18 protein-coding genes are annotated in these 18,819 nt (G+C 41.2%); 8 read left to right on the top strand and 10 right to left on the bottom strand.

Features of this window, described 5'->3' with window-relative positions:
• Positions 1-7 precede the first annotated feature (7 nt).
• Positions 8-4,306: a S8 family peptidase gene (locus tag NAF01_RS07620; protein ID WP_250802433.1), complete on the top strand. Its 4,299-nt coding sequence runs from the start codon at positions 8-10 to the stop codon at positions 4,304-4,306.
• A 51-nt stretch (positions 4,307-4,357) separates the two neighbouring features.
• On the opposite strand, the gene abc-f is transcribed toward NAF01_RS07620, so the two are convergent.
• The 6 genes from abc-f to NAF01_RS07590 all read right to left on the bottom strand — a co-directional run bounded on the left by abc-f (position 4,358) and on the right by NAF01_RS07590 (position 9,343).
• Positions 4,358-6,130 (bottom strand): ribosomal protection-like ABC-F family protein, encoded by a 1,773-nt coding sequence (gene abc-f / locus NAF01_RS07615; RefSeq protein WP_250802054.1) that lies wholly within the window; start codon positions 6,128-6,130, stop codon positions 4,358-4,360.
• Between the two features lie 336 nt (positions 6,131-6,466).
• Positions 6,467-6,667 (bottom strand): hypothetical protein, encoded by a 201-nt coding sequence (locus tag NAF01_RS07610; protein WP_197207574.1) that lies wholly within the window; start codon positions 6,665-6,667, stop codon positions 6,467-6,469.
• Positions 6,668-6,785: 118 nt separating this feature from the next.
• A complete protein-coding gene (locus tag NAF01_RS07605) occupies positions 6,786-6,923 on the bottom strand; it encodes a YjcZ family sporulation protein (RefSeq protein WP_082138950.1) in 138 nt (45 codons plus the stop codon).
• 45 nt (positions 6,924-6,968) lie between these two features.
• Positions 6,969-7,073, bottom strand: coding sequence for a YjcZ family sporulation protein (locus NAF01_RS07600; protein ID WP_082138949.1), 105 nt, complete (start codon positions 7,071-7,073; stop codon positions 6,969-6,971).
• A gap of 176 nt (positions 7,074-7,249) precedes the next feature.
• Positions 7,250-8,806 carry a flotillin lipid rafts scaffold protein FloT gene (locus NAF01_RS07595; RefSeq protein WP_250802053.1) on the bottom strand — a complete coding sequence of 519 codons (1,557 nt, stop codon included), beginning with the start codon at positions 8,804-8,806 and terminating at the stop codon, positions 7,250-7,252.
• A 15-nt stretch (positions 8,807-8,821) separates the two neighbouring features.
• Entirely contained in the window at positions 8,822-9,343 is a 522-nt protein-coding gene (locus NAF01_RS07590) for an NfeD family protein (protein WP_250802052.1), read from the bottom strand.
• A gap of 292 nt (positions 9,344-9,635) precedes the next feature.
• On the opposite strand from NAF01_RS07590, the gene NAF01_RS07585 reads away from it, so the two are divergent.
• Together NAF01_RS07585 and NAF01_RS07580 are read left to right on the top strand one after the other, a co-directional pair.
• Complete coding sequence (locus NAF01_RS07585; RefSeq protein ID WP_048009108.1) at positions 9,636-9,938, top strand: hypothetical protein; 303 nt, start codon at positions 9,636-9,638, stop codon at positions 9,936-9,938.
• An 82-nt stretch (positions 9,939-10,020) separates the two neighbouring features.
• Positions 10,021-10,827: a glycerophosphodiester phosphodiesterase gene (locus NAF01_RS07580; protein ID WP_250802051.1), complete on the top strand. Its 807-nt coding sequence runs from the start codon at positions 10,021-10,023 to the stop codon at positions 10,825-10,827.
• 40 nt (positions 10,828-10,867) lie between these two features.
• Here NAF01_RS07580 and NAF01_RS07575 read toward each other — a convergent pair whose 3' ends face one another.
• Complete coding sequence (locus NAF01_RS07575; protein ID WP_250802050.1) at positions 10,868-12,328, bottom strand: UDP-N-acetylmuramoyl-L-alanyl-D-glutamate--2,6-diaminopimelate ligase; 1,461 nt, start codon at positions 12,326-12,328, stop codon at positions 10,868-10,870.
• Positions 12,329-12,552: 224 nt separating this feature from the next.
• Positions 12,553-13,293, bottom strand: a complete 741-nt coding sequence (locus NAF01_RS07570; protein WP_163142700.1) for a protein-glutamine gamma-glutamyltransferase — start codon at positions 13,291-13,293, stop codon at positions 12,553-12,555.
• A 228-nt stretch (positions 13,294-13,521) separates the two neighbouring features.
• Between NAF01_RS07570 and NAF01_RS07565 the strand changes: the two genes are divergently transcribed.
• From NAF01_RS07565 to NAF01_RS07555, 3 genes are all read left to right on the top strand, one after another.
• Positions 13,522-14,958, top strand: coding sequence for a carbon starvation CstA family protein (locus NAF01_RS07565; protein ID WP_250802049.1), 1,437 nt, complete (start codon positions 13,522-13,524; stop codon positions 14,956-14,958).
• A gap of 169 nt (positions 14,959-15,127) precedes the next feature.
• Complete coding sequence (locus tag NAF01_RS07560; RefSeq protein WP_048009103.1) at positions 15,128-15,250, top strand: hypothetical protein; 123 nt, start codon at positions 15,128-15,130, stop codon at positions 15,248-15,250.
• A 15-nt stretch (positions 15,251-15,265) separates the two neighbouring features.
• On the top strand, positions 15,266-15,532 hold the full coding sequence (locus NAF01_RS07555; RefSeq protein WP_350457428.1) for a hypothetical protein: 267 nt from the start codon (positions 15,266-15,268) through the stop codon (positions 15,530-15,532).
• Between the two features lie 90 nt (positions 15,533-15,622).
• Here NAF01_RS07555 and NAF01_RS07550 read toward each other — a convergent pair whose 3' ends face one another.
• On the bottom strand, positions 15,623-16,192 hold the full coding sequence (locus NAF01_RS07550) for an HAD-IA family hydrolase (RefSeq protein ID WP_250802048.1): 570 nt from the start codon (positions 16,190-16,192) through the stop codon (positions 15,623-15,625).
• Positions 16,193-16,382: 190 nt separating this feature from the next.
• On the opposite strand from NAF01_RS07550, the gene NAF01_RS07545 reads away from it, so the two are divergent.
• Positions 16,383-16,616: a helix-turn-helix domain-containing protein gene (locus tag NAF01_RS07545; RefSeq protein ID WP_076256850.1), complete on the top strand. Its 234-nt coding sequence runs from the start codon at positions 16,383-16,385 to the stop codon at positions 16,614-16,616.
• Positions 16,617-16,769: 153 nt separating this feature from the next.
• The gene (locus NAF01_RS07540; RefSeq protein ID WP_048009100.1) at positions 16,770-17,102 is read left to right on the top strand and encodes a hypothetical protein; all 333 of its coding nucleotides are present in this window, start codon (positions 16,770-16,772) and stop codon (positions 17,100-17,102) included.
• Positions 17,103-17,207: 105 nt separating this feature from the next.
• Here NAF01_RS07540 and NAF01_RS07535 read toward each other — a convergent pair.
• Positions 17,208-18,751, bottom strand: a protein-coding gene (locus tag NAF01_RS07535) for an IS3 family transposase (protein WP_250802047.1) whose coding sequence is annotated in 2 segments (ribosomal slippage) — positions 17,208-18,112 and positions 18,112-18,751 — 1,545 coding nt in all. Because the reading frame shifts where the segments join, the coding sequence is not laid out codon by codon here.
• Positions 18,752-18,819 lie beyond the last annotated feature (68 nt).

Genomic DNA, 18,819 nt, shown 5'->3' with positions numbered 1-18,819 from the left:
TTATGTGATGCTGACAGCTTTTCTGATTTTGCCGCTGATGTTCCCAGGCATGGGCTCGGCAGAAAGCAAGAGCTCTCCGCATACTTCAGTTAAGAAAGCTTCTCCTCAGACAGCAAAAAGCAAAATTAACAGCTCACTGCTTAAACAATTTGATAAAGAAGATAAAGTAACATTCCTGATTAAATTCAAAGAACAGGCCGATACTTCCGCAGCAGTCAAGAAGGCTGAAAAAGCGGCTGCATCACAAAAACTGACACCCTCTAAATCAAAATACATGAAACGCTCTGCAGTCCTATCCTCACTAAGATCTACAGCTATTGAAACTCAAGGCCATGTCGCCGATTTCCTTCAAAAACAGGAAAAAGACGGCAAGGCAAAAGATGTTCAATCCTTCTACATCGTCAATGCAATTGCAGTAACAGCTACAAAAAACGTTATGGAGCAAATCGCAGTATTCCCTGAAGTAGAAAAGATTCTTCCAAATGAAACAAGACAGCTTCATAAACCTGTTAAAGAGGCTGAAAAATCTCTTAAAACACAAGCAGAAACCAGCTCGATCGAATGGAACATTGACCGCGTAGGAGCTCCTGCTGTATGGGAAATGGGAATTGACGGATCCGGTACAGTCGTTGCATCCATTGATACAGGTGTTCAGTGGAATCACCCGGCATTAAAAGAAAAGTACCGGGGCTATAACCCTGCACAGCCTGATTCTCCAGTACATGAATTCAGCTGGTTTGATGCCACTGCAGGCCAGACAGTTCCATACGATGATCAGGGTCACGGAACCCACGTAACTGGAACTATGGTTGGTGCCGAGCCGAATGGAGGCAATCAGATCGGTGTTGCACCTGGTGCGAAATGGATCGCAGTAAAAGCCTTTACTGCAAACGGCGGAACTGATGTAGATCTTCTTGAAGCCGGTGAATGGATCCTGGCTCCAAAGGATGCTGAAGGAAATCCCCATCCTGAGAAAGCGCCTGATGTTGTCAATAATTCTTGGGGAGGCGGACCTGGACTGGATGAATGGTATCGTCCAATGGTGCAGGCATGGCGTGCCGCTGAAATTTTCCCGGAATTCTCTGCAGGAAACACTACTTTGTTTAATCCAGGCGGACCTGGGTCAGTTGCAACCCCTGCAAACTACCCGGAATCATTTGCTACTGGTGCGACTGATATTAACAATGGCTTAGCAAGCTTTTCACTGCAAGGGCCATCTCCATATCAGGAAGTTAAGCCTGATGTATCTGCACCAGGCGTTAACATACGTTCCTCAGTTCCCGGAAGCGGATATGAAGGCGGCTGGAACGGAACCTCCATGGCTGGGCCGCATGTTTCTGCGGTTGCCGCGCTGCTCCGCCAGGTTGACTCAAGTCTGACTGTTGAAGAGATGGAGGAAATTCTGCTGACCACCTCTACTCCTTTGACAAATGGTACTTATCCTGAGACACCAAATAATGGATTTGGCTACGGACTCGTAAATGCCTTCGATGCGGTTTCTTCCGTACTGACCGGTCTTGGAAAAATCAAAGGCCAGGTTGCAAAAGAAGGAGATGACTCCGAAGCTCCTGAAGCCAATCATGAAGCACCTCAGGAAACATATGCAGGAATGGATCTAGCACTTGAATTGACTGCATCAGATAATGTAAGCGTCACAAGAGTGGATCTTGAATACTTAAAAGCTGACGGCAGCTGGGCCGCTATTGAGGCCGAAAGAACATCAGGCAACTATAAAGATGGTACTTATGAGGCAGTTATTCCTGGAGAAGACATCGCCGAACCTTCTGTAACTTATAAATGGAAGGTCAATGATTTTGGCGGGAATTTAACTGAAACAGACTCCTATGAAGTGGCAGTAAGACCAGGAATCAGCATTGGCTATTCTCAGGACTTCGAATCACAGCCGGCCGGCTGGACTTCGTATGGACCGGAAAATAGCTGGGAATGGGGAGTTCCATCTTCAGGTCCTGGCAATGCAGCATCCGGGGAAAAAGTATATGCAACTAAACTTGACGGCAACTATGCAAATAGAGCAAACATGAATCTCCAGATGCCTCCTATCGACCTGCCGGAAGGAAATGCCTACCTTCAATTCAAGCAATGGCACGAGCTTGAAAACCGTTATGATTATGGTCACGTTTTTGTATCAACAGATATGGAAAACTGGGAACAGGCTCTTCGCGTAAACGGCAATACAACAGGCTGGGTTAATGGAGAAGTAGATTTAAGTGCGTATGCTGGACAGAGAATTTATGTAGCCTTCAATGTGACTACCGATGGCTCTGTTCAGAAGCAAGGCTGGTATATTGATGATGTAAGGTTATCTGATACTCCAGCAGAACCTGCAGGCAAAGCACAGCTTGGTCTCAGTAAGGATAAACCTTCTGCAGAATTAAAGAAGGAAAAGGTAAATCCTGATAAAATTGTTCCTAAAAAGGATAGTCTTGCAAAAGATGATGAGAAACAGCAGCAGCCGGCCCCAGTGCTTCTTCCGCTTACTGCCGAAGTAAGTGTGCTGGAATCAGGCAGGTCCGTATTTACTAATCCTCAAAACGGATCTTTTGAGATGACACATGCTTCAGGTGATTTCACTGTAAAAGCGGAAGCTTACGGCTATCGTTCTCAAACACAAAATGTAAATATACCGCAGGATGGAGAAGCGACTGCAAATTTCGTCCTTGAGGAAATACCAAAAGGCACTGTCACAGGTGTTGTGACAAATGAAGCAACTGGAGAGCCTGTTGCAAATACTACGCTTCTTTTAATTGAAGATGCGGCAGTACAGCCAGTAACAACAAATGAAAACGGTGAATATACACTCACAGCCTACGAAGGCACATACACTTTAAAAGCAATGGCACCTTCCTACTACAGCAAAGAGCAGAGCATCACGATCGAAGGCGGCTCAACTCTTGAGCAAAACATTGAGCTTAAGCCATTTATCGGTTATCCGGGTGAAATCGGATATGACGATGGTACAGCTGAAAATGCACGTGCATTCTACGATGCCGGCAATGGCTGGGCAGTTAAGATGTCCCTTGCATCCGGCCATGACAGCGCAATGGTTACCGGCGGATTATTCCGCTTCTGGGATACAAGCTGGCCGACTCCGGGCGGTACAGACTTCAAAGTGGAAGTATACGATGCAAGCGGACCGGATGGAGCCCCAGGCAAGAAACTTGCAGGCCCATTTGAAGCGACAGCATTAAGAAACGGCGAATGGACACATGTAGATCTAAGTGACGAAGGAATCGTTACAAATGGAGACTTCTATATGGTCTATATCCAATCATCACCAAATCCTAATGCCCCTGGTCTTGGCACAGATGAGGATGGGGAGAATGCAGGACGCAGCTGGCAGCTTGTAGGCGGAGCATGGTCACCGTCGCCTGAAGATGAAGGAAACTATATGATCCGCGCGACAGTAAACTATGAAGTTACAGCACCTGTCATTACTTCTCCTTCGGATGGAACATTTACGAATCAGGGTAAAGTGACAATTGAAGGTACTTCCGCTCCTACCACAACTGTAAAAGTATTTAATAATGGAGAAGAAGTCGCATCGGCTGCTAGTACAGACGAAGGCACTTTCTCAGCAGAGATTTCACTTACTGAAGGGGAAAACACACTTACTGCCAAAGCATCAACAGAGTCAGGGTCCACAGATGCTTCTGAACCTGTAAAAGTAATATATGATAAAACAAAACCGGAACTGTCCATTACAAGCCCTGCAGATAAATCCAAAACAAATAAAGAAACAGTCACTGTTAAAGGAACCGTTTCTGACGATAACCTTGATTGGGTAAAAGTAAACGGCCAGACAGCAAAGGTTACAGACGGTGAATACTCCCTTCGCATCCTGCTGGATGAAGGTGAAAACACCATTACGGTAATAGCACAGGATAAAGCGAAAAATAGCGAAGAGAAAACAATCACAGTCGATGCTAAATATTCCGCTCCTTCCATAGAAAATCTTCTCCCTGCAGAAGACAAGGAGCTTAAAAAAGGCGAATCGGTAAAAATCCAATTTGATAGTGAACCAGGGTTAAAAGCGACCTTTGCCATCAGAATGCCTTTAACAAATGCTGGCGGCCAGCTGAATAACGCAACTGAGCTTCCAATGATGGAAACTTCCCCGGGCCATTATGTCGGCTACTATACTGCCACTTCAAATGTAAAAGCACCTGGTGCCGAAATTGAAGTGAAAGTGATGGATGACTACGGCAATGAAGCCCGCAAGACAGCAGATGGCAAACTGTGGATTAATGCAAAAAAGAAGAATAATAACAGCACTAAAAAGCAGTAAAATCAGATGTAAAGGCAGGCCCATTATTATTAGGGGCCTGCCTTTTTGCACTTATTGATTTAACAATGTTCTTTTTTGATTTACTAAGCCATTAAACTCCTTATCCAACTGGGCATATTTGCTGTCACCCGGAACAAGCAGACTGAGTTCTCCAAGTATCGCATTGATGCGGTTATCAATCACCATGATCTGGTCTTTTGTGGAATCATGGGCTTTTTCCTGGTGGGACCTTCTGGATTTCATACGATATTCCTTCAGATTCATATCAAATCTGGTGATTTTATTTTTTTCAAATACAAGCAATCTTGTGCTTAACTTCTCCAAAAAATATAAGTCATGCGAAATAATGATGAGTGTTCCTGAAAATTCCCTGAGCGTTTTTTCAAATTGCTCCCTGCTCGGCAAATCCAAATGATTAGTCGGTTCATCTAATATTAAGACGTCGTATTCCTTTAAAAGCATGTCTGTAAGCTTAACCCTGATTCGCTCTCCCATGCTCAGCTGTCCAATCGGCCGCTTTAACTTCGCTTCCTTCATACCCAGGTTTGCTAATAGGGTCCTTGCCCTGTAAATCTGCTCCCGTTCGCTGAGATCAAGTGCTTCAAGGGCGTTTTTTGTTAACGGCAGATCATTAATATCCTGGTTTAAATAGGCAATCTTTAAAGTGCTGCTAATCCAAAGTTCCCCATCAGAAGGGGAAGTCTCTTCCAGCAGCATACGGATAAAAGTGGTCTTGCCAGTCCCGTTGGGTCCAAGAATCCCAATTTTTTCGCCATGCTTTATATAAAACTGGCTATCCTTGAAAAGAGTCCGGTCTCCAAAGCTTTTTGAGAGGTTTTTAGCTTCAATGATCCTTTTTCCCCGTTTGCCTGATGAATCGAATTGAAAGTGCACTTTTCCCTCTTCTGCCGGCTTCTCAATTTTATTCTTATCCAGTTCCTGCTGAAGCCTTTTCATTTTTGACTTCACCTGCTGATCCATCTTTTTGGCTTTCACTCTGTGGTATTCTTTAAAGCCCATCTGCCTATTCTCAGAAGGACTTCCGCCTTTAGTTGATTCCCTGTGAGCTTTTTCAGACCATTTTTTTAAATTGGCCATCTGATTTTCGATCCTATCAATTTCTCTTTGCTGAACATTAAATTGATGAAGCTGATCGTCATAATTTTTCTGTTTTTGCTCCCTGTAGGCTGTGTAATTCCCGTCATATATGGTTAAAGTACCCTCCTGCAGCTCAAAAATCCTGCGGACAGCCTGATCAAGGAAGTGACGGTCATGGGAAATGATCATGACAGGACCGCTGAATTGGCCAATCTCCCTAATAAGCCACTCGATTCCCTGTAAATCCAAATGATTGGTGGGTTCATCCAAAATCAGCATATCCGGTTTTGAGGACCAAACCTTGGCTAAGGAGAGCTTCAATCTTTCTCCCCCGCTTAAAGAATCAAGCCTTTCCGGTTTCCATTCATGGAGTTTTGAGAGTCCTAATCTGCTTGCCTGATGGAAAATTTCTTCTTCCGGGCTTTGGTCAGGAGCATGAATATCACTCACAGAATAATCTGCTGACTGGTGCAGATAGGCGATTCTATATGGCTCCTTCATCCGCTCGATTGTCCCTTTATCCGCCTGGATACTGCCGAATAAAATATTGGCCAATGTAGTTTTACCCGTGCCATTTAAGCCAACAAGACCAATTCGATCCTGCTGATAAATATCGAATTCCAAATTAGAAAAAACCCTTTTATCTCCGAATGACTTTTGAAGATCCCTGGCCATGATAACCGGTATACTGTTATTGTGGTGATTGCTGATTTTATTTGCACACATAAAAAAACCTCCCCATACCCGGAGAGGACTGTGCACCCATCATTGGAAATGGTGCAAATACATAAAAAACGCGCGCCTAAATAAAATCTAATCCGCTTAAAGACAAATAAGCAGACATCACTTCCGATAAGGAATGACTAAAAAAGGGCACACTAATCCTATGTTCTCCGGGTTAAACTTTTTAAATATAAAAAGATACCAGAAAAAATAAGATTATAACTTCATGCCCCTAAATCATCCTTTCAACCTGTTTGATTGTAGTATATAAGCTTCTGGCTTTTATTGTCAATAGGCTCATGTTCAGCAATCGAATACATGCATCTGCCCCGGATATCCTTAATCAATTCGGATATGCTTATTGGTAAGCTCCTTGAGCATATTTAATATCGTAGCTCTTTCCTCCAGATTAAAACCGCTTACCCATTCCGAAACAAGCTTGTACTCCTTTTGATGCATTTCCCGCTGAAGTCCGCCCTCCAATATGGAGTAAATTTCCCTCATTGTGTTTTCCTGATCCTGTGTTTTTAGTTCATCCATTTTGCAACCCTCCCTATTTCTTTTATGCTGCTTCTTTTCCCCATTTGGCATCTTTGGAAACACTGTTATGTATGCATACAAAAGAAAAGCAGGTGCCCCCTGCTTTTCTTTTAATCTATTACCACTTAAAGCAAGAAGCACCTACGATGATCAACAGGATGAACAGAACAACGATTAGCGCAAAACCGCCGCCGTATCCACAGCCGCCGTATCCAGCTCCACCGTATCCACAGCCGCCATATCCGTAGCCATACATTATAGAATCCCCTCCCTTACTAATAAACTCTGTCTCCATGTTTTATTAGCAGCATCCACCGAATCCCCAAGAAGCACCGATAATAATCAGTAAAATAAACAATACAACTAAAAGGGCGAAACCGCCGCCGTGTCCGAAACCGTCTGACATAGTCAATTACCTCCTTTGTTTGATTCAATATATCCTATTCAATTCACCCAGATTGTGCGATAGACAAATACACAGTTTTCTGCGCAAAAAAGAAGCCTTCGGTTTGAAGGCTTCGGATTTTTGTTGATATAACGGTATTTCCAGGTTATCTCCCCAGATAAAAATAGGCAATTTCATTATTTCTTATCAGCAGGAGCGGCCTGGATACCTATAGAAGGCTGCACGGGTTCTTTTTCTTTTATTTCCTCAGTAAGCTGCTCCAGGCTTTGGCGGACGTTTCCTTTGCCTGAAAAGTTTTGGAGAAGCTCCTTCACATCAATGCCGGATGAAGCCTTCAGGCTTTCCTGCATCGTGGACATAAGGTTGGTGGCATAGCCGGTTACTTTATTGGCACCTCCATTAGTGCTGTCACTCCCTGTATCAACCACTGTAATCTTATCAATATTCGATAACGGGCTTGCAAGCTGTTTCGCATATTCCGGAAGCATGTTAATGACCATATCCATCATAGCTGCCTGGCCATACTGTTCAAATGCCTCGGCGATTTTTCTCTTTGCCTCTGCTTCTGCCAGACCTTTTAGGCGAATGATTTCGGCTTCAGATTCACCTTGGGCGCGCTGTGAATCAGCCTTGGCCATCCCATCTGCCCTAACCCTTTCAGCTTCTGCACGGGCCTGTGATTCAATCCTATATTGGTTTGCATCCGCTTCGGCAATTTGCTTTTTCTTTTCTGCCTCTGCCGCCTGCTCAACAGCATATCTGTCTGCATCTGCTTTTTTCTTCACTTCGGAATCATATTGGCGTTCTCTTCTTAAGATTTCTTTTTCTTCAAGCTCAATTTGCTTTTGGCGTTCTATAATCCTGATTTGCATTTCATGCTCGGTAACTTCCTGCTTTGCTCTGGCTGTCTCAAGGTCATATGCCTGGTCAGCCCGTGCTTTGGCAATATCCTGTTCCCTTCTGTAGTCAGCCATTTTCATTTGATTTTCTTTCTCGGCTTCAGCTATTTCAGTTGCCCTTTCAAGTTCTGCTTTTTGGGCATCCTTTGCTGCTTCTGCCCGTTTAATCCGGGTTTCCTTTTCAGCTTCAGCCGTGGCAATATCCGCATCCCTTTTAACCTGGGCTATTCTTGGCCTTCCCAGTGAATCAAGATATCCATTTTTGTCACGGACATCTTTGATTGTAAAAGAAACAATGATCAAACCCATTTTGGCCAGATCCTGTGACGCTACCCTTTGAACCTCCTGGGAAAATTTATCCCTGTTTTTATATATTTCTTCGACCGTCATCGATCCCAGAATTGACCGCAAATGTCCTTCAAGAACTTCTTTCGCTTCATTTTCCCGATCTTCCTTAGATTTACCAAGGAACTGTTCTGCAGCAGTAGCAATTTCCCCAATACTCCCGCCGATTTTAATAATTGCAGTTCCATCTGCCATGACAGGAACTCCCTGTTCGGTATATACTTCCGGAGTGGTAACCTCCAGTTTGCTTGACAGGAGGCTCAATGGCTCTGCCTGTTGAAAGACAGGAAGTACAAATGTTCCTCCGCCTCTTATTATTTTTATCTTATTTCCTGATTCGTCAACATGGACATTTTTACTTCCCAAGTAACTGCCTGTTACAATTAACGCTTCATCCGGCCCCGCAGTCCGATATTTTGTAATGAACACACCTAGCAGAGCAATCAGCAAAAATGCTGCGATTCCAATTACAACCCAAACCATTAACATATTGTGTCCCCCTGTCTATAATTCTTTGTAATCAATCACTTTAATAACTCCATTTGCGACTTCAACAATCAGCACTTTGCTTCCTTCTGCTATGACCGTATTTTCATAGCTTGAAGCAGGCTTGGATATTCTCCCGCTTATATTTTCAATTAAAACCTCACCGAAACCATTCTCCGGTATAGGAATTAATACCGTACCTACTCTCCCCCTTAAGGATTCATCTGTGTAAACGAGAGATTCTTCAGCAGAAGCTAATGGTATAAGAACAAAGATATCCAGCAATATATCCAGCAAAACCGCAATAACAGCCGCTATCAAAAGAATGACTGCGCTATTTAGAGTGGTTGTCATTTCAAAGATATAGCCTGCAGCGGAGAGAAAAGTAATAAATGCCAGAATCAGTACTGGATTTAGAAAGCTGCCCTCCCCAATTCCGTCTGCCATATCTCCAAAAAACACATACAAAATAATTAAGATACCAGAAAAAATAAGTGTGCTGAGATAAATTGTCTGAATAGGTAAACCAAATAATTCCATAAAATGCACCCTATCCATTTTTATAGTCAGGCTATCTATCCCGTGCCTCCTTCCTTTTTACTATTAAAGCTTAAATTATATACGGACAAAGACCAGGAATTGTTTCATTTTTCTTAACTTTTTCCAAATTAATACTGCTGCTTCTTCAGCTTGTCTAACTTTCACCCTGTTATAGTCATTTTCATTACTATTCCTGCATACCATATTTGAGGATTTAAAATCCTATTTAGGATTAAATGGTGAAAAATGGTGGAATAGACCAATATATCTGGTTAGCGGAGGGAGAGGAATCATGACAAGGTCTGAATTGCATATGGAGAAGCCTAAGAGCAAATTTATGCTGGTGTCAATCGTCCTATTGGGATGTTTAGCTGCTATCTTTACAGCATTATATTTTTATTCTCAAAGCCTCATTACTATAGAAGCCCCCAAAAAAGAACTGGGTGAGAAAATCATCATCCAGCTTCCTTCCGGAAAGAGTGTATTTACATATGAAAACCTTATAGTTGAAGAAGAAGGAAAACTTTTTTATAAAGGCGAAAGAAATACCCTGGATTTGACTGGCGGTACAATTGTTTATGAGGATTGGGAATGAACAGGGATCAAAACTCGGTAATCCTCTGCAGTTGACAAAATGTTTTCACATCCTTTAAGATGAGCAAAAATGGCGAGGAGAAATGACTTTGAAGGTAATGAAAAATGTGATTTTTACAGCTTTAGCTACAGTTATTTCATTTTTCGGCATTAAGAAAATAGCAAATAATTCACATAAGATAAAAAGAATTGGCCATCGGGGAGTTGCCGGCTACTGCCCGGAAAATACTTTTCCCTCATATGACCGTGCAATCGAAATGGGAGCAGATTATCTGGAAATTGATGTTCAATTAAGCAAGGATGGAAGGCTGGTCGTGATTCACGATTCCCTTGTAGACCGCACAACCGACCAAAAAGGAAAAGTCTCTGACTTTACCTTTGATGAGCTAAGAAAAATGGATGCCGGCAGCTGGTTTTCTACAAAATTCAGCGGTGCCTGTATCCCTTCATTTGAAGAAGTCTTGGACATATATGCGGATCGTGTCGGGCTTTTAATTGAGCTAAAAAAACCGTCCCTATATCCGGGCATTGAAAAGATGATCGCCGAGGAACTAAAAAAAAGAAAACTTGATTCAAAGGGTAAAGACCATATTATTGTACAGTCATTTGAAACAGCTTCAATGAGATTATTTCATGAACTGATGCCGGAAATACCTGTCGCCATCTTAATCAACTATCCTCCTGACAAAATGGAGATAAAAAATATTGCCGAATATGCAAGCTACCTGAATCCTAAGTGGACAGTGGTTAATAAGCGCGTGATCGATCTAATTCATGCGAATGGCATGAAAGCAATTGCCTGGACTGTGCGTTCAAAGAAAGAAGCAGATAAATTAAAGCATTATCCACTGGAAGGAATTGTAGCTGATTATTTAGACCTTATTGAATAGACAAAAAGGGTGCAGTCCGAGTCATGGTCTGCACCTTTTTTTATAAGACTGCCTGTTTTCTTCCGGTTTTCAGCAGCTTTAAGGTTTCCAAATCATTATCTGCCGGCAAAGCAAATGACTGTTGATAAGCTTCAGGCCCCTTTCCGGTAATAAAGATCCAATCATTCTCTTTTGCTTCAGCCCAAGCTTTCCGGATAGCCAATGTCCGGTCGGGGATCACTTCACCCTTACCGTCTCCATATTCTTTATTCAGAGAAATTAATTGGCTTAACATTTCATTTTCACATTCATCGTTGAGGTCATCAGCGGTCAAATAAAATTCATGGCAGTATTTTGCCGAAACTTTAATCATATCCACACGTTTTGATTGATCTCTTCCGCCCCGGAATCCATAAATTTGAAAGATTCTTTCAGCCCCCTGCTGCTTCGCTGTTTCCAGACAATATTCAAACGCATCCACTGTATGAGCATAATCCACGACAAATTTAGCTCCTGATGGATGAATAATCATTTCAAAACGGCCAGGTATACCCGGAAATGAAGCCAAAGCTTTAATCATATCTTTCGGGTCTATCCCCAAATCAATACCTGTCAAAAAAGCCATTGCTGCATTATAAACGTTATGGTGGCCCGGAAGAGGAAATTCAATTTCAAACGATTTCCCTCTCACCTCGAGAATAAAAACAGTCTTCCCATTTATAGCAGTGTCTTTTATTGAACAGCACTTCTCATCACCCAGCATAATCAAAGGAATTTTTTCATTTTGCAGATGCTCTGCCATTTTTTCTCCCCATGAGTTATAAAGATTGACAACTCCTTTACCGTCTTCTTTTAACAAGGTAAAGATCTTCTTTTTATCATAAAAATACTGATCCATACTGTCATGATAATCCAGATGGTCATGAGCCAGATTAGTAAATAGTCCATAGTCTAATTCCAGACCTTCAGTTCTTGACTGTTCCAGCGCATGAGAAGAAATCTCCATAACTACAAACTCATCATGGCTTTTACTCAGCATTTTTTGAATCTGCAGGGCATCCGGTGTGGTGTTGCAGGTCTTATATTCCTTGTTATTAATAATGTTTGATACAGTACCCAAGAGGGAGCAGGTCCTGCCTGCAGTCTCCAGTATATGCTTTAAAATATAGGCAGTGGTCGTTTTCCCATTAGTTCCTGTAATACCTATTATTTTATGCTTTCTTGATGGGCGATCATAGAAGCAGTTCGCCAGTTTCCCCAGACTGGTTCTGCTATCCGTTACTTTTATGTAAGGCACATTTAACTCAATTGCTTCCTCACCCACTACGGCAGCCGCACCATTTTCAACAGCTTGTCCAATGAAATCATGTCCGTCTGCCTGAAAACCTTTAATTGCAACAAAAAGGCTTCCTTTCCCCACTTTGCGTGAATCCATTTCGATCCCTGTAATATCAGGATCGCCTGTAAGTACACCCATCTCCCCGCTATCCTTTAGGCAATTAATAACCTGGGATAATTTCATATTTCTGTCTCCTTTAATGTTTAAACATCAAGTAATTTGGTGTATATATCTATAATCATTATCTTTTGTTTTCCCACATTCACAGGAAATATGCCTTCTTAAGGATACAAATATCGGGGTATGCAGAAAATCGTCTTAATATACTAGAATTGAGGATAAATTTGGGTGAATGGCTTCTGAAAAATAAGCGATTCACCCTATTGATATGTCAGATTAATTGCGTTTTACACTATAGACAATGGCCGCTTGGCAAACTGGGATAGATACTTCACATTCAATCGGCTATGCTGTGAAATAAGATAAGCATCTCTTGTAGCACCTGGCTTTCTAAGCGTGTTAAGAGCTCGTATCATCCCTGCTTCGCTTTCCATTCCTACCCCATGCCCAAAGAACATGCCCCCGCCCAAATAAACGGAATTCTCACCTGTCCAAACTGGATGATCATAATCAGGATTGTAAAAATAAACGACGTCTCCAGGTATGAAATTCCGGCCTCTTTTTGTAACAATCGACAGGTCATGATCATAATTCCAGTCCCAAACAAGAAGTCCCTGAAATAATGTATTGAAGCGGCTGACAGAAATGGAGTCCAATACAGCTTTATAAAAAATCAGCACAATGGCTGTTGTACATTCAAAAGCATATTCCCAGCTGTTCGTGAACACATCCATGATTGCATCTGACGGTAAAACAGATGGATCAAGCAGGTATCCATATTTTGTCCTTCTCCATATGCGCGGATTGAAGCGTGATGTGTTAAAGGGTGCAAACTCCACACGGCTCCCATGAAGCTGCCTGGCTGCTTTAATAATATTCTCTCTCAAAAGGATATCAAATAGCAGTTCATGCATTGAATCGTATTGATGAGTTTCAGGACTGCTCTCCAGCGCCAGATATATTTCACGCTGAACTCCAAAAAAGCTGGAAGCCCCCGGTTTATTCTGATTATTCGAAAGGATAATCATTGTCTTCCCCCCTTCAAATGAACTTATAGTAGCTTATGGTTTCATTTGCAGGAGGGTTCCTTCATTATTTGACCCTTCACGGTATCCAATCCGAGTTATTTATTATCGGAAAATATCTTTTTTTCTGAAATAAGCTTGCTTTTAATTCCAGTTTCCCTGTACAATATTCAACATATTCTTAAGTTTCAGACTATACTTGTATTTATTTTACAACAGGGGGATTTTTTCATGGCGACTTTTCTAGGTTCAATTGTTTTGCTGATTGCAGGTTATGCCATTTATTCCAAGGTAGTCGAGCGTATATTTGGTATAAATGACAGCAGCCCTACACCTGCTTATACGGAAAAAGACGGAATGGACTTTATTCCGATGAGCTGGTGGAAAGGCAGCTTGATTCAGCTTTTGAATATTGCAGGTTTAGGTCCCATTTTCGGTGCAATTATGGGCGCATTATACGGGCCTGCAGCTTTTATCTGGATTGTTGCCGGTTCCATTTTTGCCGGGGCGGTTCATGATTATTTTTCAGGAATGCTTTCTCTAAGGCATAAAGGAGAGCAATTTCCAAGCATTGTCGGAAGATATTTAGGAAAACCAGCCAAAACGTTCATTAATTTATTTTCAATACTCTTAATGGTTTTAGTTGCCGCTGCATTTACTGCCGGTCCGGCACAGCTGATTTCAAGCATAACTCCATTAAGTTTTATGGCATCCTTGCTCATTATTTTTGCTTACTTTATCCTGGCAGCAGTTTTGCCTGTAAACCGTATAATCGGTAAGATTTATCCTCTATTTGGAGCAATATTAATCTTTATGGCAGTTTCCATTGCAGTCGCACTGCTTTTCAGCGAAAAATCCATACCGAATGTGACACTGTCTAATCTTCATCCCGGTGAACTTCCAATCTGGCCACTACTGATGGTCACCATTTCATGCGGAGCGATCTCAGGTTTCCATTCAACACAAAGTCCGATTGTCTCACGGACATTAAAAAAGGAAAGTGATGGAAGAAAGGTTTTCTATGGCGCCATGATTGCCGAAGGGATTATTGCCTTAATCTGGGCAGCAGCGGGCATGACCTTTTTCGGTGGAACAGGAGGGCTTCAAGATGCATTAGCGGCTGGTGGTCCAGCGGGAGTGGTTAATGAAATTTCCGGAAGCCTCCTTGGTACGCTGGGAGGAATCCTTGCTATACTAGGTGTAATCATCTTGCCGATTACTACTGGAGATACCGCCCTTCGTTCTTCAAGAATGATGCTGGCAGAATCACTTTCATCTATAATAAAAATGGATGGGAAATGGAAGGCTGTCATCACCACTTTACCTGTGGCTCTCCCTACTTTATATCTGGCAACAATCGATTACTCATTCCTTTGGCGATATGTCGGATGGACAAATCAAGTTACAGCGGCGGTCATGCTTTGGACAGCCACTATGTATCTTTTGAAAAATAACAAATTCCATTGGATCAGCGGTGTTCCTGCATTGTTTATGACCGGTGTAGTATCCACCTATATCTTCTATGCCCCTGAAGGCTTTCAAATGGATTATCAACTGTCAATGATGATCGGATCAGTCATAACACTCTTAATTACAGGCTGGTATGTTTATCAAATCGTTAAACAAAAGCAGCTGCGCAAGAATAACCCCAACCTAAAAGCTGCTTAAAGCGTTAAAAAATGCACCTCACATAATAGTGAAGGTGCATTTTTTTTGTGGCCATACAGAGCAAATTTTCATATTTCAGTTAAACCGTTAAACTCTTGCAATCCGTCATTTAGGTTTTGCTCCACTGTCAGAGGGTAATGAATACTAACAGTTAAAGGAGGGTTTAACTATGGCGGATAATAACAATTCAGAAAAAAATAATTCGATAGAACAAAATAAAAAGAAAGAAAACGATAGAGATATCGAACCCCAAAGAGAACCTGAGAAACCTCAGGAAGAAAACAGGAAATAAGGAGGAGGAATAATAGTGGCTGACAAAAACATTCAGGATGGAAAGATGGATAATCCTGAACAATATAAAACCGAGAAGGAAAGTTTATTTGATAAGTATGAGAGCGAAAGAAATGTTGATCCTTTACCAATGGAAGACTTAAAACAGGAGAAGGAAGAAGAAAAAAATGGATCAAAAATAAAGAGCAGTTCTTCAACAGAGGAAAAGTACAAAGCAGACTTTGAAACAATAAAAAAGAAAAAGCTGTTTGGCGATAAATATGACGATGGAACAAGAACATAAAAAAATTCATGATACTATTAAGGACAAAATAAGTGTTAAAAGAAATATGCAAATTAAACTCCTGGCACCCAAAAGTGCCAGGTTTCTTTTCTAATATGGCTTTATTGTCTTATTAAAATCCCTATAGTGGTTCAGATAGTAATCTGCTCCCGGGGTTTCATTCTGAAAAAGACAAGTCCTGATGCCAAGTTTCTTTGCCGGCAGAATGTCTATTTTCCTGTCCCCTATTGCTAAATTCACCTTATGCTTTTCATGCAGGAATTCATAAGAAGCTGTGTGTGGCTTGCGCGGATATCCATCGTCTCCTGCTACCATATCGGTAAAGTATCCATCTAATTTATGAAAGGTTAATATAGAAAGAACATCATCTCTTTCCTTGTGAGTCATGATCACATTCTTATCAGCCTGCTTTAATACCTGCTCCACATCAGGAAAAGGCTTTAGATCATTTGGACGCAGCTGTCTCGCCCTCATCCTGATTGTTTTTATTTGTTCTTCATTTAACTTGAAATGTTGAAAAGCATCGCTGAAAGAAACCTTTAGCTGACAAAAAATCTCATCATCGGAAACCTTTTTATCACTCATAACCTCTCTGACGATTTCCGTATAAGCTGGATATGTATCAAATAAAGTGCCATCAAAATCCCAAAGTATATTCAACAGGCAAAGCTCCCTTCTATTTTCTTTTATCCCCTTACATTAGTTATTATACCTTCAGCCAATCTATTAAACTGCTTTTCCATTGTCATTAAATTACTTTGACAAACCTATAGTACAATGCTAATTTAATAGCTATAAGACAAAAACATACCCCTGAGAAAATGGGTGAATTGTTAAAGGATGAATAAGAATGAACAAAGAAATTATTAAGTTAATCAGAAAGAGCTACAACATGACACAACGCGATTTCGCAAGAGTTGTCAGCTGCAGCTTCTCTTTAATAGCTCTGGTTGAGGTGGGCAAGAGAAGAGTAACAGCTGATCTGGAAAACAAGATTAAAATTGCTTTTGACCTCGATGACCAGCAGATGCAGTCACTTGCTTCTCTTGTTTCAGAAATCAGCAAAGTTCCCCCTTTTATGTAAACAGAGGCAGCCGTTTTAAGACCTTACCTTCTAAGCTAAATCGACCACAAAGTAGCAGCCCGCCATTAAAATAGGCATTTGCCGTGTCTCTCCGCCCATTTATGCATAGATTATAAAGAGTTTTAGGATTTTTGCATAAAAGGAGAGTGCCCAATGTATCCATATGGCTATTATCAAGGTTATCTTCCTCAGCCAGCAGCCCACTTCACCCCAGAATATGAAATTCAGCAGTTTGAACAATATGATACTGACAGACAGCCCCCGCAGCTCGAAAGAAGAGTTACCGCTTTGGAAAGGCAAAATCAGGAGCAATCCAGAGAGATTACCCGCCTTAACAGGCAGCTGGTCAATTTAACTGACCAGGTCAGAATGCTAAATCAGACCGTTGACCGCCATACACGAAGGCTGAACCGGCTAAACCAAAGACTAAGAGCAGTTGAGAATAGACTTAACATTCCTTTTACTCCATTTGACGGGGAATTCTAAGGGAGATTTTTTGTACTTTTTGCCCCGGGATTTAGGATACCAAATTTGCCCCAATCTTATTGAACTGCCCCCTGTCAAGTAGACAGTAGAAATAATAAAAATGATTTAAGCGGCTTTAGTTCTATATTCCATAGGGCTAAGGCCGTTTAATCTTTTTTGATATCTTTCATGATTATAAAAATGGATGTACTCATCCATCGCAGTAGTAAGTTCCTCAAATGTCTTATATTTATGTAAATAATACTTCTCACATTTCAGTGTCCCAAAAAAAGACTCCATTGGCCCATTATCAATACACCGACCCACTCGTGACATGCTATGTGTCATCTCCGCCGCATCTATTTTACGTTTGAACCCTTTAGAGGTGTATTGAAATCCACGGTCACTATGGATAAGAGGGTGTTCTCCATTCAATAGTGCTGTGGCTTGATCAAGTGTCTTGAATACAAGTTGGTTATTATTGGAGTGTCCTAGAACATAACTTATAATGGATCCACGAATCACACTTAAATAGGCCTTTTTTGATTGGCCATACTTAAGTTCTGTAACGTCCGTTACCCACTTTTCATTTGGTTTTTCAGCTGTAAATTCACGATTTAATATATTGTCTGCCACATGTTGAGGTGTAGAGCGTTTATATTGCTTCTTCTTGACACGAATGACAGAACGTAATCCAGCCACTTTCATCAACCGATCGATTCTTTTATGATTAAGTTTCTCCTCAAACTTTCTATTCATGTGAAGGGTCATCTGACGATAACCGAATATGCCGTCAACTTTTTCATGGAGAATTTTCATCTCTTTGATGATTTCTTTATTCAATATTTCTCTGGATGAAGGAGTACGATTTAGCCACTTATAGTATGCAGATCGTGCAATACCAGCAATTTCACAAAGTAAACTAATACTTAAACTTTCATTCAGGTGAAGCTCTTGAATAGCGACATACTTATCCTCAAATCGGATTTGGCTTATTTTCGCCTCCTTTCGATCTCCTCTAACTTTTTTAAAAATAAATTCTCTGCACGTAACCGTTCATTTTCTCTTTCTAATTTTTTCATTTGAAGGTTCATTTTCTCTTCTGGAGTCAAGCTAGTTTCTTCTTTCTTATTACCACGTTTATCTTTTAGCGCTTCATCTCCTCCATCTTCATACTTCTTAACCCATTGATAGACTTGTTGGTAAGAAACATTATTAGCATTAGCTGCTTCTTGATAATTTTTTCCGTTCCCCAAGCAATCAATTACAATTTGTATTCGTTCTTTCCAAGTCGTTTTTCTTCCTTTAGTCATAGAGCTCGCCCTTCCTGGTGACGTATCTTTTAAATCTCTATGACTATTATACTTCTTTATCCAACCTCTAAGGACAGAAGCATCTGATATTTCATACAATCTAGCAACCTCACGTATAGAATACTCCCCAGACAGACAATCTCTAATGGCAGCTAGCTTCAATTCCTTGGAATACTTTTTCCAAGTGGAAGACTCTTTTAGACCTTCAAAACCACACTTATCATACTTGTGTTTCCACTCCAAAATCGTTGAAGGGTGTACGTTATATTTTGACTCAAGTTTATATGTTGAATAATGCTCGTCTAATTCCTTTAATATCTCGTATTTTTCTTCTGCAGAGTAAGATCTTTTAGACATAATAAATACTCCCCCATAAGCAGCCAGATTTTTATTTTTTAATCTGTCTACCTAAAGGGGAGCATATC

This window comes from Cytobacillus firmus (assembly GCF_023657595.1).
Taxonomy (GTDB): Bacteria; Bacillota; Bacilli; order Bacillales; family Cytobacillaceae; genus Cytobacillus; species Cytobacillus firmus_B.
This window is presented reverse-complemented; position numbering and strand designations above follow the sequence as displayed.

Excerpts from the sequence above, each read along its gene's own strand:
- NAF01_RS07620 (WP_250802433.1), top strand. The coding sequence starts at position 8 with ATGCTGACAGCTTTTCTGATTTTGCCGCTGATGTTCCCAGGCATGGGC.
- abc-f (WP_250802054.1), bottom strand. The coding sequence starts at position 6,130 with ATGTGTGCAAATAAAATCAGCAATCACCACAATAACAGTATACCGGTT.
- NAF01_RS07610 (WP_197207574.1), bottom strand. The coding sequence starts at position 6,667 with ATGGATGAACTAAAAACACAGGATCAGGAAAACACAATGAGGGAAATT.
- NAF01_RS07605 (WP_082138950.1), bottom strand. The coding sequence starts at position 6,923 with ATGTATGGCTACGGATATGGCGGCTGTGGATACGGTGGAGCTGGATAC.
- NAF01_RS07600 (WP_082138949.1), bottom strand. The coding sequence starts at position 7,073 with ATGTCAGACGGTTTCGGACACGGCGGCGGTTTCGCCCTTTTAGTTGTA.
- NAF01_RS07595 (WP_250802053.1), bottom strand. The coding sequence starts at position 8,806 with ATGTTAATGGTTTGGGTTGTAATTGGAATCGCAGCATTTTTGCTGATT.
- NAF01_RS07590 (WP_250802052.1), bottom strand. The coding sequence starts at position 9,343 with ATGGAATTATTTGGTTTACCTATTCAGACAATTTATCTCAGCACACTT.
- NAF01_RS07585 (WP_048009108.1), top strand. The coding sequence starts at position 9,636 with ATGACAAGGTCTGAATTGCATATGGAGAAGCCTAAGAGCAAATTTATG.
- NAF01_RS07580 (WP_250802051.1), top strand. The coding sequence starts at position 10,021 with ATGACTTTGAAGGTAATGAAAAATGTGATTTTTACAGCTTTAGCTACA.
- NAF01_RS07575 (WP_250802050.1), bottom strand. The coding sequence starts at position 12,328 with ATGAAATTATCCCAGGTTATTAATTGCCTAAAGGATAGCGGGGAGATG.
- NAF01_RS07570 (WP_163142700.1), bottom strand. The coding sequence starts at position 13,293 with ATGATTATCCTTTCGAATAATCAGAATAAACCGGGGGCTTCCAGCTTT.
- NAF01_RS07565 (WP_250802049.1), top strand. The coding sequence starts at position 13,522 with ATGGCGACTTTTCTAGGTTCAATTGTTTTGCTGATTGCAGGTTATGCC.
- NAF01_RS07560 (WP_048009103.1), top strand. The coding sequence starts at position 15,128 with ATGGCGGATAATAACAATTCAGAAAAAAATAATTCGATAGAACAAAAT.
- NAF01_RS07545 (WP_076256850.1), top strand. The coding sequence starts at position 16,383 with ATGAACAAAGAAATTATTAAGTTAATCAGAAAGAGCTACAACATGACA.
- NAF01_RS07540 (WP_048009100.1), top strand. The coding sequence starts at position 16,770 with ATGTATCCATATGGCTATTATCAAGGTTATCTTCCTCAGCCAGCAGCC.